Origin of the sequence: Acidovorax sp. SUPP2825 (assembly GCF_030158995.1) — a bacterium.
Lineage (GTDB): Bacteria > Pseudomonadota > Gammaproteobacteria > Burkholderiales > Burkholderiaceae_C > Paracidovorax.
In genome coordinates this window covers 151,441-166,994 of the sequence record NZ_BQXK01000002.1, presented here as the reverse complement: position 1 = coordinate 166,994, position 15,554 = coordinate 151,441, and the positions used below count along the sequence as shown (strand labels likewise).

15 protein-coding genes are annotated in these 15,554 nt (G+C 69.9%); 1 reads left to right on the top strand and 14 read right to left on the bottom strand.

Going from position 1 to position 15,554, the window contains the following annotated elements; all coding sequences use genetic code 11:
• Positions 1-10: 10 nt before the first annotated feature.
• From AVAK2825_RS03280 to AVAK2825_RS03265, 4 genes are all read right to left on the bottom strand, one after another.
• Positions 11-550, bottom strand: a complete 540-nt coding sequence (locus AVAK2825_RS03280; protein ID WP_284394349.1) for a phosphatidylglycerophosphatase A family protein — start codon at positions 548-550, stop codon at positions 11-13.
• Positions 547-2,250, bottom strand: coding sequence for a DUF4139 domain-containing protein (locus AVAK2825_RS03275; RefSeq protein WP_349817155.1), 1,704 nt, complete (start codon positions 2,248-2,250; stop codon positions 547-549). Before AVAK2825_RS03275 ends, AVAK2825_RS03280 begins: the two co-directional genes overlap by 4 nt.
• Before the next feature lie 112 nt (positions 2,251-2,362).
• Positions 2,363-2,902 (bottom strand): chemotaxis protein CheW, encoded by a 540-nt coding sequence (locus AVAK2825_RS03270; protein WP_284394347.1) that lies wholly within the window; start codon positions 2,900-2,902, stop codon positions 2,363-2,365.
• A gap of 107 nt (positions 2,903-3,009) precedes the next feature.
• Positions 3,010-4,776, bottom strand: a complete 1,767-nt coding sequence (locus tag AVAK2825_RS03265) for a methyl-accepting chemotaxis protein (RefSeq protein WP_284394345.1) — start codon at positions 4,774-4,776, stop codon at positions 3,010-3,012.
• Between AVAK2825_RS03265 and AVAK2825_RS03260 the strand changes: the two genes are divergently transcribed.
• The gene (locus AVAK2825_RS03260; RefSeq protein ID WP_284394343.1) at positions 4,775-4,990 is read left to right on the top strand and encodes a hypothetical protein; all 216 of its coding nucleotides are present in this window, start codon (positions 4,775-4,777) and stop codon (positions 4,988-4,990) included. The two genes, AVAK2825_RS03265 and AVAK2825_RS03260, sit on opposite strands and share 2 nt — an antisense overlap.
• A gap of 86 nt (positions 4,991-5,076) precedes the next feature.
• Here the strand turns inward: AVAK2825_RS03260 and AVAK2825_RS03255 are convergent, their stop codons facing one another.
• The 10 genes from AVAK2825_RS03255 to apaG form a co-directional block, all read right to left on the bottom strand.
• Entirely contained in the window at positions 5,077-6,867 is a 1,791-nt protein-coding gene (locus tag AVAK2825_RS03255) for a pectate lyase (RefSeq protein WP_284394342.1), read from the bottom strand.
• Between the two features lie 373 nt (positions 6,868-7,240).
• A complete protein-coding gene (thiL, locus tag AVAK2825_RS03250; protein ID WP_284394339.1) occupies positions 7,241-8,215 on the bottom strand; it encodes a thiamine-phosphate kinase in 975 nt (324 codons plus the stop codon).
• A gap of 36 nt (positions 8,216-8,251) precedes the next feature.
• Positions 8,252-8,653 (bottom strand): GreA/GreB family elongation factor, encoded by a 402-nt coding sequence (locus tag AVAK2825_RS03245; RefSeq protein WP_284394337.1) that lies wholly within the window; start codon positions 8,651-8,653, stop codon positions 8,252-8,254.
• 408 nt (positions 8,654-9,061) lie between these two features.
• Positions 9,062-9,412, bottom strand: coding sequence for an RNA-binding regulator (gene rbp, locus AVAK2825_RS03240; protein WP_284394330.1), 351 nt, complete (start codon positions 9,410-9,412; stop codon positions 9,062-9,064).
• Between the two features lie 100 nt (positions 9,413-9,512).
• Entirely contained in the window at positions 9,513-9,722 is a 210-nt protein-coding gene (locus tag AVAK2825_RS03235) for a hypothetical protein (protein ID WP_272565690.1), read from the bottom strand.
• Positions 9,723-10,011: 289 nt separating this feature from the next.
• Positions 10,012-10,533 carry an O-acetyl-ADP-ribose deacetylase gene (locus AVAK2825_RS03230; RefSeq protein ID WP_284394328.1) on the bottom strand — a complete coding sequence of 174 codons (522 nt, stop codon included), beginning with the start codon at positions 10,531-10,533 and terminating at the stop codon, positions 10,012-10,014.
• A gap of 23 nt (positions 10,534-10,556) precedes the next feature.
• Positions 10,557-11,681, bottom strand: coding sequence for a YbdK family carboxylate-amine ligase (locus tag AVAK2825_RS03225; RefSeq protein WP_284394324.1), 1,125 nt, complete (start codon positions 11,679-11,681; stop codon positions 10,557-10,559).
• A complete protein-coding gene (locus AVAK2825_RS03220; protein WP_272565687.1) occupies positions 11,671-12,930 on the bottom strand; it encodes a cation:proton antiporter in 1,260 nt (419 codons plus the stop codon). The genes AVAK2825_RS03225 and AVAK2825_RS03220 overlap by 11 nt, the downstream gene beginning before the upstream one ends.
• Before the next feature lie 190 nt (positions 12,931-13,120).
• The gene (tlpB, locus tag AVAK2825_RS03215) at positions 13,121-15,100 is read right to left on the bottom strand and encodes a transporter-like protein TlpB (RefSeq protein ID WP_284394320.1); all 1,980 of its coding nucleotides are present in this window, start codon (positions 15,098-15,100) and stop codon (positions 13,121-13,123) included.
• Entirely contained in the window at positions 15,097-15,504 is a 408-nt protein-coding gene (apaG, locus tag AVAK2825_RS03210) for a Co2+/Mg2+ efflux facilitator ApaG/CorD (RefSeq protein ID WP_272565684.1), read from the bottom strand. The genes tlpB and apaG overlap by 4 nt, the downstream gene beginning before the upstream one ends.
• Positions 15,505-15,554: the final 50 nt, after the last annotated feature.

Here is a 15,554-nt window from a genome sequence, read left to right as displayed (position 1 = left end):
CCGTCCGGTGTCACCACAGATGCCTCCAGAGCGCGATCACCACCAGCGTGCAGAAGGCCGCCACCAGGTCGTCGAACACGATGCCCCAGCCGCCGCGCCAGCCGAAGCCCTTGAACAAACTGTCGGCCCAGGCCACGGGGCCGGGCTTGGCGGCGTCGAAGAAGCGGAACAGCGCGAACGCTGCGCACTGCCCCCAAAAGCCCATGGGCATGGCCAGCCACAGCACGAGCCAGAAGGCGATGACCTCGTCCCACACGATGCTGCCGGGGTCGGCCACGCCCATGTGGCGCGCGGTGGTGGTGCAGGCCCACCAGCCGACGAGCGTGCCGGCCAGGATCAGCACGCCGAAATGCAGGGGTGCGAGCCACTGCTGCAGTACCAGATAGGCCAGCCACGCCCACAGCGTGCCGACGGTGCCGGGTGCCTTGGGTGACAGGCCCGCGCCGAAGCCCAGGGCGATCCAGTGCGCCGGGTGCGACCGCATGAAGGCGGCGGTCGCGCGGCGCGGTGCGGCGGCGGGCGTGGCCGCGCCGAAGGGGGCGGCGTTCATTCCCGCTCCCTCAGCGCGATCTCTTTCGGGTAGCGCACGGTGTGCGTGGCCGTGAAGCGCGCGGTGGCGCCGGCGGCCAGCGGCTGCTGCCAGGCGATGGTGCCGGGCGTGCGGTTCCAGGCCGTGTCCTGCGGCGCGGGCGTGTAGCGGGATTCGACCTCGATCTTCTCGTTGCGCGAGACCGGCGCCGCATCCAGCACCTGCAGCGCGATGGCCCGGGCGTGGCGGTTCTCCACGCGGTAGGCGCGCTCGGTGCGGCGCTCGGTGCGCCCGCCCGTGAAGCCGGCGCTGCCGGTGGTCTCCTGCGGCGGCTCGGCCTGCACGATCACCTGGTCGTCGGCCCCGAACCACAGCGTGGCCCTGCCGCCGGCCGTGGCGTCCTGCGCGAAATCCAGCGTGTCGTTGCCGATGAAGGCGCCGTCGCGGTACAGCCCCACGGGCCCTGCGGGCCAGGCGCCCGGCGGCGGCGCGATCTCGGCCACGAGATAGGCCGTCTCCTGCCGGGCGGGCACGGCGCGCGTGAGCAGCGTGGCAGCCGCGTTGTGCGTGCCCAGGGCCAGCGTGGTGCGCTGGCCGTTCGAGGGCACGGTGATGCGCTGGGGCACGGCGAACTGCGTGGCGTAGGTGCCGGCGAACGCTGTGACGTCGAAGCTGGGCGCCTCGGCTTCCTCGGCCACGCTGGCGGGCGCGGCCATCGCGGCGGGTGCCGCCGGTGCGGGCAGGCGGGCCATGGCCATCTGCGGCTGCGGGGGCGGCGCCACATCGAGGGTCCAGGCGCCGGGCGCGGGGCCGCGCGTGGCGCGGGTGGCGGCTTGCGTGGAGAGGGTGAGCCGCACGTCGGTCCAGTCCTCGCCACTGTTTTGCGCGACGAGCGCCAGGCGCTCCAGCACCACGGCGCCGGTGTCGCTGTTCAGCACGGCGCGGTAGGTGGGCTGCCAGCCGGGGCCGCGCACCTGGTAGGACAGGCGCAGTTCGCCCTCGCGCTCGGCCGCCAGATTGACGGCGACCGACACGGCGCGCGCCCGGGGCCCGCCCGCATTGCGGTTGCGCTCGGCCACCAGGGGCTTGAGGGCCAGTTCCAGCGCTTCTTGCCGGCGCTTGAGCGCGTGCGAGCGGGTGAGGGCGTCGAGCGAGGTCTTGCGCAGCGCATCGGCCGTGGCGCCGATCTGGCCCGGGCTTACCGCTGCGGCGGGGCCCGCGGCCGGGCGGCGGTCGGGCGGCGGCGTGTCGGCCGCGCTGCCGGCATTGCCGGCCACGCCTTGCAGGTAGCGGTTCACGAGCTGCAGCGATGCGGTCTCGGCACGCACGGCGGCCAGCTGGTCTTCCAGGTCCTGGATGCGGCCGTCCAGCGGGCTGGCGCAGCCGGCGGCCACGTCGCGGTCTTCGGTGGTGATCTTGAATTCGCCCACGCGCACCCCGGTGCCTGCGGCGATCTGCAGGCTGGCGGTATCGATGGAGGCGGGCAGGCAGCGGAACACGGCGCTGCGGGCGCCGGCGGCCACGCGCGCGGTGCGCTCCACGGTGGCGCTGCCGGGGGAGACGGTGACCTGGGTGATGCGCGAGGCCACGCTGTCCTGCGCCAGGGCGCCGCCGGTGCCCAGCAGCGCTGTGGCGCTGGACAGACAGGTCAGCAGCGCGGCCAGGGAAGTGGTCGGCCGTGCGGCGGGCGCGGGCCGCAGGGAGGGCAGGGAATGGATCAAGTGCGGCTCCTGGGTGGGCTGGCGGATGCAATCGTGGGGCGGGCGGCAGGATACCGCGCCCGGCGATTATTCACCCGTGCCCGCCGCAGCCGCGGCCGCAGGCGCTCGGTGATCAGTCGGAGAAGGCCGCCGCGGCCGCTGCGGCGGCCCTCATGTGGGTCGGCCGCATGCGGCCCAGCGTCTCGCTGCCCACCAGGCCCTCGATGTCCACGAGGATGAGCATGCGGTCGTTCACGCTGCCCAGGCCCAGGATGAATTGGTCGTCCACGCTGGAGGACAGCTGGGGCGCGGGGCGGATCATCTCCGCCGTCAACTCCACCACATCGGAGACGGCGTCCACCACCGCGCCCACGGTGTACTGGCCGACATTGAGCACGATCACCACGGTGGAGTGGTTGTACTCGGCGCTGGCGCAATGCAGCCGCAGACGCAGGTCCACGATGGGAATGATGATGCCGCGCAGATCGACCACGCCCTTGATGAATTCCGGCGCGCCGGCCAGCCGCGTCGGCGGCTCGTAGGAGCGGATTTCCTGTACCTGGAGGATGCCGATGCCGTACTCCTCATCGCCCAGGCGGAACGAGAGGAATTCGCCGCCCTTGCTGACGGCATTGGCGGCGGTGGTGTCGGTGGGCGATGAAGAAAGGGCCATGGCGGATCTCTTGCAGGCAATGGAGGAAGAAAAGGGGTCCCGGCGGCGTCCGGTGGCCCATCGTACCGGGGCGGGACGATGGGCCGTGGACGGTGCGCGGGGGCGGGTCAGAAGTTCTGCCAGTCGTCTTCGCTGCCGCCGCCGGCCATGGCGAGCGACGGCTGGCTCGGGCTGGGCGCGGCGGCCTTCTTGGGCGCAGCCGCCATGCGGGCCGGCGCGTGCGGTGCCATCGCAGCGCGCAGCGGGGCGGGCTTGGGCGCTGCGGCGCGGGCCGGGGCGGAGGCCGCCACTGCGTGCAGGCTGGGGGCTTCGTGGTCCAGGCGGAACACGCTCACCGCCTGCACCAGCTTGCCGGCCTGGGCCCGCAGGCTGTCCGCCGCCGCGGCGCTTTCCTCGACCAGCGCGGCGTTCTGCTGCGTCACCTGGTCGAGCTGGCTCACGGCGTCGCTCACCTGGCCGATGCCCAGGGTCTGCTCCTGCGTGGCGGCGCTGATCTCGCTGATGAGGTCGTTCACGCGCTTGACCTGGGCCACGATGTCGGCCATGGTGCGGCCGGCCTCTTCCACCTGCTGGCTGCCCGCGTCGACCTTCTGCACGCTGTCGGTGATGAGGCCCTTGATCTCCTTGGCGGCGTCGGCGCTGCGCTGCGCGAGGCTGCGCACTTCGCTGGCCACCACGGCGAAGCCCCGGCCCTGCTCGCCGGCACGGGCGGCTTCCACGGCGGCGTTGAGCGCCAGGATGTTGGTCTGGAAGGCGATGCCGTCGATCACGCCGATGATGTCCACGATCTTCTTGCTGGAGGCGGTGATGGCCTCCATGGTGTCCACGACCTGGCCCACCACCACGCCGCCGCGCTGCGCCACGGCGCTGGCGGAGTCGGCCAGCTGCGTGGCCTGGCGGGCGGTATCGCCGTTGTTCTTGACGGTGGCCGTGATCTCTTCCATCGAGGCGGCGGTCTGCTGCAGGTTGGAGGCCTGCTCTTCCGTGCGCTGGCTCAGGTCGGCGTTGCCGGTGGCGATCTGCGTGCTGCCGGTGGCGATCGAGTCGCTGCTCTGGCGGACCTGGCCCACCACCTGCGCCAGGCTGTCGCGCATGGCCTTCATGCCCACCAGCAGGCTGGCCTGGTCGCCTGCGCGGGTGCTCACGTCCACGGCGAGGTTGCCCGCGGCGATCTGGCGCACCACCTCGGAGGCGTAGTCCGGCTCGCCGCCGAGCTGCCGCGTGATGGACCGCGTCACCCACACGCCCAGCGCACAGGCCAGCCCGATGGCGAGCAGGGAGCCGGCCACCACGGCGTTGACATTGAAGGCGCGCAACTGCTCGGCCTGCGCGGAGCGGCGGGCCAGCAGGTCGCTCTCGGCCTTGTCGAGTTCACCCTGCAGCGCGCGAAAGCCGTCCATGGCCGCCTTGTCCTTGCCCTGGCCGAACTGCGCGACGACGTCCTGCATGGTCCTGGTGCCTGCCGCCACGTCGCGCCGTGCCTGCATCAAGGCGATCACCACGGCGGTGAATTCGGTGTTGCGGGCCTTCATTCCGTCCAGGCGCTGCTGCTGCGCGGGGTTGTCCGCGGTCAGCTTCTTGACCTCCGTCCAGGCCTGGTCGAACGCCTGGGTGCCGGCTTTCCAGGGCTCCAGGAACCGGTCTTCGCCGCTGAGCAGAAAGCCGCGCGTGCCGGTTTCCATGTTGACCATGCTGTTGAGCAGCGTGTTGGAGCGGTCCAGCACCTGGTAGGTGTGGATGTTCCATTTCTCCGCCTCGGCCAGCTTGGCGCTGCTGTACAGGGAGGTGGCGGCGACCGCCAGGAAGATACCGATGACGGTACCGAAAGCGATCAGAAGTCGCCGGGAAACGGTCAGGGTGCTGCGCGGGGTCATGTCATTCCTCTCTGGTCTGGCTGGGAAGATGGAAATGCAATATTTCGCAGAAATGATAGATTTGAAACCCAAAAATGTGTATCAAAAAATATCTGAATTCCGGACATTTCGACCTGTGGGAAGAGAAATGCGTCGCGTTGAGCCCTTCTTGCTCCCTTTTTTATTTGATAAATATGATAGTTTGTGCGCCAATCCATTGGGTGCGACCCAATGAAAGGCAGCTTGCCGGCACGGGGTCCGATCCCGGGCCGGCAGGCTGCGGCAGGTGGCCACAGCGGTGGACGCTGGTGCGAAAAAACGTCAGTGCCCGCGCTGCATCACGCCTGCGGTGCGACGTAGGCGATGAGCCGCCCCATGCGGCGGATCCACTCCGAGGTGACGATGAACTGCGGCTTGTCCCGCTTCACGTAGGGGCGGGACCTCCGGCGGGTTGTCGGCCGGGTAGGGCGACGTGTCCCAGGCATCGCCCACGTGCTTGCTGCGGTAGGCGGTGCCGGTGTAGGCCGCCGAGGTGCCGTCGCCCTGGTAGGGGTTGACGACCTCGGGCACGGGCGAGGTCCAGTAGCCCTTGGCGCCCAGCTCGTCCACCAGCGCCTGCGCCTCGCTGTCGGGCACCTTGGGCGTGGCCATGGTGGCGCCCGCGAACAGGTCGGGAAAGTCCACCTCGCGGATCGAGAAATACCGGGGCAGCGCGCGCGTGGCCGTGCCGGCCTTGAGGGGCGAGCGCGCCGCCATGGCGGCCACGGCCGCATCGCTCATGCCATCGAGCTGCTGGTAGGTGGACTCCAGCCCCGCGATGTCGATGGCGCGGCCCGCCGAGTAGTGGCTGACGGTGTTGGCCCAGTCCTTGTCGGCGTAATAGCCGCCGTTGTGGATGTTGGAGCCGTAGCGGTGCACGTACAGCGGTGCGTTGGTGCCCAGCTCCACGAACGTGGGGTGGGTGCGGCCGCCGCCCAGCAACGGGCTGCCCGCGATGGCCGCCGCCGGCAGCGGGCAGGTCTTGAGCCAGGCGATGGCCTCGGGGATGCGCGCGAGATAGCGGCGCTCACCCGTGAGCTGGAAGTAGTTGAACAGCTGGCGGATGTTGGTCTGCGTGGTGTGTGTGGCCAGCGAGCGGGGCTCGTAGCTGCGCGCGCCGGCCGGTGCGCCGGCCGGGCGGCCGGCCATGGGGCGCGACAGGTGCTGCAGGCTCCAGCCAGCCTGCGGGCCGCTTTGCTGCATGAGGCGCATGCACTCCATGGCGCGTGCGATGGGGGCCAGCAGGCGCGTCTCGCCCAGCGCCATCACGCACATCGTGAGGAACTTGATGTTCTCGCCCATCACGTCGTCGTTGAAGGTCACGTGCAGCGTGTAGTCGCCGTCTTCCATGCCCGAATGGGCGCCCGCGGGCACCTGCTCGGGGTGGGGCGAGGGAATGGCGCCGACCGAGCCGGGAAAGTGCGGGAACCGCTGCGGCCAGCCGCCGTTCGCCACGCCGTATTCGGGGCCGAACTGCGCGTTCAGCACGAAGTCGATGGCCTTTTGCAGCGGCGCGAGAAAGCGCACGTCGCGCTTTTCCACATACATGCGCAGCAGCAGCTGCGAGGCCACGGCCGTGCCCGCATCGTCGAACGTGGCGTTGCCGTAGTAGTGCTGGAACTCCTCCAGCCGCCAGCCGTTCTTGCCGATGGTGTCGTACCACTGGCGCAGCGACGCCTCGCCCGCGAAGTCGTGGATGTAGTTCCAGCCGCCCGAGGCGTGCTGCGCCGCGACGATGGCCAGTGTGGTGCGCTCGGCGGCCTGCAGGAAGCGCTCGTCGCCGGTGGCGTGGTAGGCGTCCAGGTACACGTGGCCGACCGAGGGCGTGCCCGGCGGCTGGATCCAGCACATGGTGCGGTAGGCCTCCATCTCGCCGAAGGTCTGCTTCAGGTCGGGCGAGTACGACCACACGTAGCCGCCGCGGTACGAAACCACCTCGTCCATGTCGTCGGCGGCGCGCCGCAGCGCGGTGGCCGCCTCTCCCTGCGGGCCGGATGCGCCGCCCGAACCGCCGCCACAGGCGGTGAGCCACAGCGGCGCGAGCGCTGTCAGCGCGAAATCTCTGCGTTTCATGGAATGTCTCCTCTCGTCTTCGATGCAAGGAATGCACGCGCCGTCGGCGCGGCGATCGCAGCCTGGGGATCCCGGCTGTCTTGTTGTGTAGATCATCTTGAAGGATGTCGTACAACTTGGCGGCGATTGTGGGAGGCCGGGGAGAGGAGGCGATGCGTGTTTACCCGGTCTGCCACGCTCCAGAGGGCTTGTAAGCCTTTGGTAAGGCGCTTCGAGTTAGTACCTACTTAGGCGCAAACGATTGCGCGGCCGGTATCGGCCGCCAATGTCGGGACGGCCGAAAGCGTGATTTCAGTGGCATTTCGTCACAAAGTGGTACGACAACTGCCGCTTTGCCGGGGCGGCGATGTCCCGCAAGTGATTGCGCTGCCGATCAGCGGAAGTGGTCGTATGACGAGTACTGGTGAGGGAGGGGCTGGCCTTGGGCATCCACCAGCCGCAGGCCGGGCGCGGCCTCGATGGTGCCGATGCGGGCCACGGGCGTGGCCGTTGCCTGGCCAGCGGCCTGGACCTCGGCGCGGCGGTCAGGCGCGGCAGTGAACAGCAGTTCGTAGTCGTCGCCCCCGGCCAGGGCGCAGCGCAGCAGGGTTTCGTGGTCAAACGCCCCCGATGCCCTAGTACTTATTGTCCCTGCTGCTATTAATTCAATAGCATTCTGGGTGTCGATGCGGGCCCCCACGCCAGAGGCCTGCAGGATGTGGCCCAGGTCGCCCACCAGCCCATCGCTCACGTCGATGGCGCTGCGGGCCAGCCCGCGCAGGGCCTGCCCCAGTGCCACGCGCGGCGTGGGGCGCTCCAGCCGCTCGCGGGCCTGGGCCAGCCAGGGCGCGGGCAGGGTGCGCTCGCCGCGCAGCGCCTCCAGCGCCAGCCGCGCGTCCCCGAGCGTGCCGCTCACCCACACGTCGTCGCCCGCGCGCGCGCCGCTGCGCAGCAGGGCCTGGCCGGCGGGCACTTCGCCGAACACGGTGATGCAGATGTTGAGCGGCCCGCCCGTGGTGTCGCCGCCCACCAGCTCGCAGCCGTGCGCATCGGCCAGCGCCAGCAGCCCGCGCGAAAAGCGCTCCAGCCAGTCGCTGTCGGCACGCGGCAGCGACAGGGCGAGCGTGAAGGCCAGCGGCCGGGCGCCGCACGCGGCCAGATCGCTCAGGTTGACCGCCAGCGCCTTGTGGCCGAGCGCCTCGGGATCGACGTCGGCGAAGAAATGGCGGCCCTCCACCAGCATGTCGCTGGAGACGGCCAGGTGCATGCCCGGCGCGGGCGCGAGCAGCGCGCAGTCGTCGCCCACGCCCAGCGCGGCACGGCGCACGGGGCGCTGGAAGAAACGGCGGATCAGATCGAATTCACCCATGGCAGGAGCATACGGTGCGGCAGGCCACGGCCCGCGCTAGGTCTGGTAGTCGCCGCTGGCCTCGGGCTGAAAGAGGATGGCGACCACCTGCGCCGCGCAGGCGTCGCCGTTCGGCGTAAGCCACTTCGCGACGTCCCCGACCTTCAGGCCCAGCAGGCTGCTGCCCACCGGCGAGAGCACGGAGATGAAGCCGGCCGTGGGCTCGGCATCCCGCGGATAGCAGACCGTGAGCGTCTGGCGCCGGGCGGTCTGCACATCGACCAGCTCCACGCGCGAGTACATCGTCACGACGTCGCCGGGGACGGCGCGCGAGCCGGTCACCTCGGCGCTGGCCAGCAGCGCGGCCAGGGCGGGGGGAAGCTCGCGCCCGGACAGTTTGCTCAGGCGGGCGAAATCAAGTTCGGTGAGCGTGCGCTCGCCGTGAATCGTTGCATGCATCGACACACTCCATCGAATCAATGCGGGCACCGCCCAAAAGAGGGTGCACCCGCGGCCGCGCGAGGCGGGGGCCCGGCGGCGGAGGGTTGCGCTGAAAGAGGAAGAGAGGGGAGCGGACCGCCGGGCTCAGGAAGGTGCGGGGGGCACCGGCCGATGCGCTCTCTTGGCGGCCGCGTGCGCGCCGGCCGCTGCGCTGGGCAGTGCGGCCAGGGTGGCGTGGGGGCCGGAGAGGGGGAAGGGCATGCGGGCAGTGTAGGCCGTCATGCAGGCGGCACCCGCAATGGCCTCACGCCCTTTGCCAGATTGGATGCCCCTTCGCGCTGCGGCGCGCGCCGAGGGGCGGCAGGCAGGGCCGGGCGAAAAAAAACCGGCCCAGGAGGGCCGGTCTTGCGCGGAGTGCGGCAGGGCTCAGTAACGGCCACCGCCGAAACCACCCGTGCCGTAGCCCACGTCGGAGCGCTTGTTCGCGCCGTAGCCCGCTGCGCTGTAGCCACCCGAGCCGCCGCCTTCTTCGCGGGGACGGGCCAGGTTCACGACGATCGAGCGGCCGTCGACGGACATGCCGTGCAGGCCGGTGATGGCCGCCTGGGCGACTTCGGCGGACGCCATTTCCACGAAGCCGAAGCCCTTGGAGCGGCCGGTTTCACGGTCCATCATGACCTTGGCCGAAGAGACGGTGCCGAACTCGGCAAAGTTGCTTTGCAAGATGGCATCGGTCACGGAGTAGGGCAGGTTGCCCACGTAGATTTTGCTGCTCATGGAAAGAGCCTTTCTGAAAGAGGTGCGCAACGAATGGCGCGCCGTTGGAGGACGGTGGTGCGAAAGGGGAAAAGGGATCTGCCTTGGCGGACCCTTGGCCTCAGCACGCCGGAGGATGCGGCATGCTCGTTTGCAGCCAGCCCTGGGTGATGGCAAAGAGCCGGGCGGCTTCGCGGGATGCAAAGGCTTTGTCGAAACGGAATACGCGGCAGTAGCTGCCGTTACCCTGGGATCGATGGACCGAGAAGGAGGCGCGGAAGCGGCCACAGTCGGTCGGGTGTGTCGAGGGCGAGACGACGTACTGGCCCATGGGAATGGCGGTCTTGGAAATCTAATTCATTCAGGATCGCAGGCGGGAGAGGGCCTGCGTGAGCATCGAGGAACTCGGTCGGCTGCAGCTCGGCAGATCGACAGGGCGACGAAGGTCGCAAAAGGCGGCCTGCCGGGGGCCGATGGCCGGTTCCCAGCAAGCGTTGCGGTGACGGCACGGGTCAGGCGCCAGGACTGCAACAAAGGGCATTATATCACCATTGAGAATTTAAAAATCAATCAATATTCTCATTGGTTTTAAAGATGCCGCCTCCAGGGGCATCCCGGGGCTATTCGGCTTGTTGTGCGAGCACCGCCCGGTACACGGACAGGTCTTGCTCCGAGAAGCAGCAGAAGGTCACCTCCCGAACATCCGGCGTCTGTTCGAGGGTGGCGCGCACTGCATCGACGGACACCACCGCCGCCTGCTCGATCGGGTAGCCGTAGATGCCCGTGCTGATGCAGGGAAACGCCACCGTCCTCGCCCCGCGTTCGCTCGCCAGCAGAATCGACTTGCGATAGCAGGAGGCCAGCAGCTCCGCCTCGCCGTTCGAGCCGCCGCGCCACACCGGGCCGACCGTGTGCACGATGACGGGGGCCGCCAGCCGGTAGCCCCGGGTGGCTTTCGCCTCCCCGGGCTTGCAGCCGCCCAGCAGGCGGCATTCGTGCAGCAGCTCCGGGCCGGCCGCGCGGTGGATGGCGCCATCCACCCCGCCGCCGCCGAGCAGCGACGAATTGGCCGCGTTGACGATGGCATCCACCGCCAGCCGGGTGATGTCGGCGCGCAGCGCGCGAAGCGTGGCGTTCGCCATGGGCGCGGCCTGCCGTCGGCCCGTCAGGACACCGCGCCCCGAAAGCGCTGCGCCGCCTGCCGGCTCACCTCGCCCAGCAACTGCTCGTTGCGCTGGCGCTCGCGCAGCCAGCGCGCGTCGTTCTGGCCGGCGTCGGCCTCGCTGCGCAGCATGTGCAGGGCGCTCGACGCCCCGGTGACACCCGCGTGCCGCGCGATGTGGTCGATCGTCTGCAGGATGTGGTCGCGCAGCGGCATGTGGCTGCCCGTGGCCGGGTCCACATAGACCGCGTCCATGCCGAAGCGGCAGGCCTGGAAGCGGTTGTAGGTGTAGACGAGGTAGTCGTCCTCGGTCGGCATGAAGGGCTGCTCGGCGAGGAACCACGCACCCAGCGACTGCACGAAGCCGGCGAGCGCGGCGGCGCGCTCCACGGTGAGCGGCGTGTCGAACACGCGGATCTCGATGGTGCCGAACTCGGGCTTGGGGCGGATGTCCCAGTAGAAGTCCTTCATGCTCTTGACCACGCCCGTGCGCGTCATCTTGTCGAAGTAGTGCTCGAAGTCGGTCCAGGTGAGCGCCATGGGCGCGCGGCCGGACAGCGGGAACGCGAACACCGAGTTGAGCCGGGCGGAATCGAACGCCGTGTCCTGCCCCTGCACGTAGGGGCTGGAGGCCGACAGCGCGATGAAGTGCGGGATGTAGCGCGACATGCGGTGCAGCATCAGCAGCGCCGCGTCGGCGTCCGGGCAGCCGATGTGCACGTGCTGCCCGAAGATCGTGAACTGCTTGGACAGGTAGCCGTACAGCTCCGACAGCTCGCGAAAGCGCGGCTTGTCATAGATGCGCCGCTCGTGCCATTGCTGGAACGGGTGCGTGCCGCCGCCGGCCACGGCGATGTTGAGCTTGTCCGCGCTCTTGACCAGCGCATCGCGGATCTGCGTGAGCTGGCCCAGCACCTCGCTGCTGCTATGGCACACGCCGGTGGAGATCTCGATCATGCTGTTGGTCATCTCGGGCACGACGCTGCCGGGCAGCGGCGTCTTGTGCATGAGGCGCAGCATGTCCTCGGCATAGGGCGCGAGGTCGTAGTCGTGCGTGTTGACGAGCTGCAGCTCCAGCTCGACGCCCAGCGTCAGGGGCTCGGAATGGTGGAAGGCTTCAAGACTCACGGCTGTTGTCTCCGTTGGCGGCGCGCGAGAGCGGCGCCCAGGGTTTCGAACTCTCGCCCGCGCGGTAGATGGCGACGGTGGCGATCACGGCCCCCAGCACTTCCATGACCAGGATGGCCGGCAGCGCCACGCGGGCGATCAGCTGGCCGGTGGAGGCCGAGGCCACCACGAACTGCGATGCGATCAGCAGCGCGATGGACGACATCGGCGTCATCGCGCAGCCCACCCACAGGGCCTGGCGCCAGCTGGCGCCGCTGCCCACGTTGCCCACCGCCACGCCCAGGGCCTTGGCCGCCAGGCGCACCACGATCAGGGCCAGCACGACGCCGGCCACCGGGCCGCTCCAGTCGGCTTGCGCCGCCACGGTGGAGACCAGCACGAACATCAGCATGGTCAGCAAAGACGAGGCCGTGCCCATCTGGCGCGGCCAGGCCCAGGGGCGCGGATTGAGCTGCTTGAGCAGCATGCCGGCCAGGAGCGCGGCCAGCGGCGCGGAGCCGCCCATGTGCGCCGCGACGGCCGTGCCGGCGGCGATGAGGGTGAGCAGCAGGAACGAGGTGTTCTCGCTGGTGGGGCTCATGAAGCGCAGCGCCATGCGCAGCACCAGGGCCAGCACGGCGCCGACGATGATCGAGACGCCCAGCACCACCATGACCGGGTAGATGGTGTCCATGATGCGCGCGGCGGGGCGGTTGATCAGCTCCGCCGTGGCACTGCCCAGCGTCAGGGCGTACAGCGTGGAGAGCGTGGCCAGCACCATGGCGCGGTCGGTCACCGGGCCGGCGGCGCGTGTGTCGGCCACCACGCGGCTGAGCACCGCGGGCGAGGCGGCCAGGGCCACCAGGGCGAGCGGTCCGGCGGCGCGCTGGGGCACGTCCAGCCACATCAGCACGTAGTACACGGCGAAGTAGGTCAGGGCCGATTCGGCGATGCTCTGCACCAGCACCATCGGGTTGTGGCGGAACCAGCGCAGCGGAATGCGCCCGCCCGCCTCGAACAGCACCAGCGCGATGCCCAGCTCCAGCAGGAACAGGCTGATGCCCTGCAGCGGCCACACGGCGCCGGTGAAGCCCAGCAGGCCGGCGATGGTGCCGACCAGGGTGTAGCCGACCACCTTGGGCAGGCCGATATGGCGTTGGAAAAGGTAGCCCGATACCGCGGCCACTGCGAGCAGCAGCGACCATTGCACGGTGGGCAACCCGGCCGAAGGGCGCAACCATTGCGCCCAGAAGCTCAGGATTTCATCCATTCTTTGTATGTCCTCTTCGCGCAGGCGCCAGGCCTGCAGGGTTGGGTCGGCCTTCGCGAAGCCCCCTCGGCGCGCAGCGGCCCGACCCCGGGGTCGCCCGAATTTACCCGTTAGGGTGGCCCCACCCTGTAGGACGGAGGCCTCCATTCCGGGGCGGATCCAGGCGGCGGAAAAGACCTTTTAACAGGGCTCAGGCCGCGCGCCGGGCGGGCATGAAAAACTCCAGCGGCGCGCGCCGCAGGCGCGAGCGCAGGGCCGCATAGACGCGGGCCCGCTCCACCCCCGTCACGCTGTGCGCGCGCAGGGCGAGCCGGAAGGCCAGGTAGAAGCTCACCGACACGTTCAGCGCGCCCAGCAGCGGTATCGTGGCCACGGCCCACCAGAACTGCGGCATGTGCAGCACCGGCAGGCCCAGCGCCGTGCTGGCCGCGCCCAGCTGGCCCGACGACAGCGTGACGTGGCGCACGTCCAGCCCCAGCCCGAAGAACGAGGCGATGGGCGGCACCAGCCCCAGCATGAAGCCCAGCGAGATGTTGGCGGCGAAGCCGGACAGGTTCTCGCGCAGGAAGTGCGCCCAGCGCGCGGCGCGCGCCGTGCCCAGCAGCCGGGTGATGCGCGGGTTGTACTGCACGGCCGAATCCAGGCGGTGCAGCACGAACCAGTTCTCCGCCCAGCCCGCGATGATGCTGGAGGCGAAGAGCAGCACACCGGTGAAGGCCGCGAACAGCAGCGAGGGCCCGAGCAGGTGCAGCGACTCCAGCACGTGGTGGGCCTGGGCCGTGCTGATGGCCGTCTGCCCGGTTCCCTTGGCGATCAGCAGCGTGATGCCGATCACGGTCGGGAACACCACGAGCACGTTGCCCAGCACCGCGGCCACCTGCGACCGCACCAAGTGCGTGACCTCGTCCACGAAGGACACCACGGCCTCATCGGAGTGCAGGTCCTTGAGCTTGGCCGCCATGGCCGGCGCGGTCATCGCGGGCTGCTTGGTGGCCACCGTGAAGTGCAGCAGCAGGATCAGCACGAAGCTCACCGAATAGTTCACGCCCGCCCAGAAGCCGCCCCAGAAGGCCGACAGCGCCAGTGCCGCCAGGCCGAACTTCATGAGGGTGGTGAAGGCCATCACCAGGCCGCCGCCCGCGGCCTTGCCGACCATGGCGCGGTATTCGGCGCCGGTGCGCGTGATGTAGTGCTCGCCCGTCTCGGCGCTGCGCTCGGCCACCTTGGCCGCCAGCAGCGACGAGTTGGACGCCAGCAGCGCGCGCAGGCTGCGCCGTTCGCGGCCCACGGTGACCAGCCGCGCCATCAGGCGGGCGGCGGTGGGGGCGGGCGTGGGCGAGAGCAGGCAGTCCAGCAGCTCGCGCACGCGCAGGATGCGCTCGCGCAACTGCCGCAGCCGGAACACCAGGCCCACCGAAATGCCGTTGTCCTCGAAGTGCGAATACACGGTGGCCGCGGCGGCGCGGCAGGCATCGAGCCGTTCTCGCAGGCGCTGCACGGATTCGTCGAGCCGGTCGGTGGTGCGCAGCTGGTGCAGGACCTCCACGCGCACGCTCTCCACGTCGCGGATCAGGGCGTGGAACGGCTGCGCGTCGCGCGCGGCCTCGCTCATGCGCAGGCGCAACTCGGGCGCGAAGCCGGTGGACAGGATCTGCCCTGCGCAATAGGTGATGGCGTCCAGCAGGGCGCGCTGCCAGCGGGTGGCGCCCGGCGCCTCGGCCGGCGCCATGGCCGACAGCAGCCGCGCGAGCAGGGCCTCGTCCAGGGCCGCCAGCCACAGCGCATCGAAATCGTAGGGCAGCGCCAGCATGAACAGCTCGGACGCGTCGATGGTCTCCGGGCTGCCGGGCAGCAGCTTGTAGCGCAGGCGCTCCGCCACCTCGCTGGCGAGGGCCGTGCGCGGCGCGAAGCCGAAATCGGCCAGCAAGGTGGTGATGTCCACCGTGCCGACGAGCGCGCTCCACCAGTCCTGCAGGCGCTGGCGCGCGGCATCGTCCTTTTCGATGGCCTCCACGAACAGCTGCATGCGGCCGACCGCGGCCTCGACCGAGCGGCGGTTGCCCCGCACCCAGTCCAGCAGTGAGATCAGCCAAAGGTGGCGCTGCGCCAGCGGCGCGCCCGCATCCAACTGGGCCAGCAGGTGGCCCAGGTCATTGGATTGGCGCTTCAATGCAGCACTCTGCCGTTCAGGGGAGCGCCCGAGGCGTCGCCGGACACGGCTTCCAGCACGAAGAGCGCAATGGGGCATTCGAACGGCTCGCCGTCCTCGGCCACGCAGAAATAGCGGCCGTGCATGCTGCCGCTGGCCGTGCGCAGGCGGCAGCCGCTCGTGTACTGGAAGGATTCCCCGGGCTTGAGCAGCGGCTGCTGCCCGACGACGCCCAGGCCCTTGACCTCTTCGGTGTGGCCGCGCGCGTCGCTGATGACCCAATGGCGGGAGATCAACTGGGCGGGGATGTCGCCCGTGTTCGTGATGGTGATGGTGTAGGCGAAGCCATAAAAGCCCTCGTCGGGCGTGGATTGCTCGGGCAGGTACTGGGATTGCACCTCGGCCTGGAACTGGTACTTCGGCATGGGCGCAATGGTACCCGGGCCGGCGGCCGTGCCTTCCGGAGCGCCGCGGG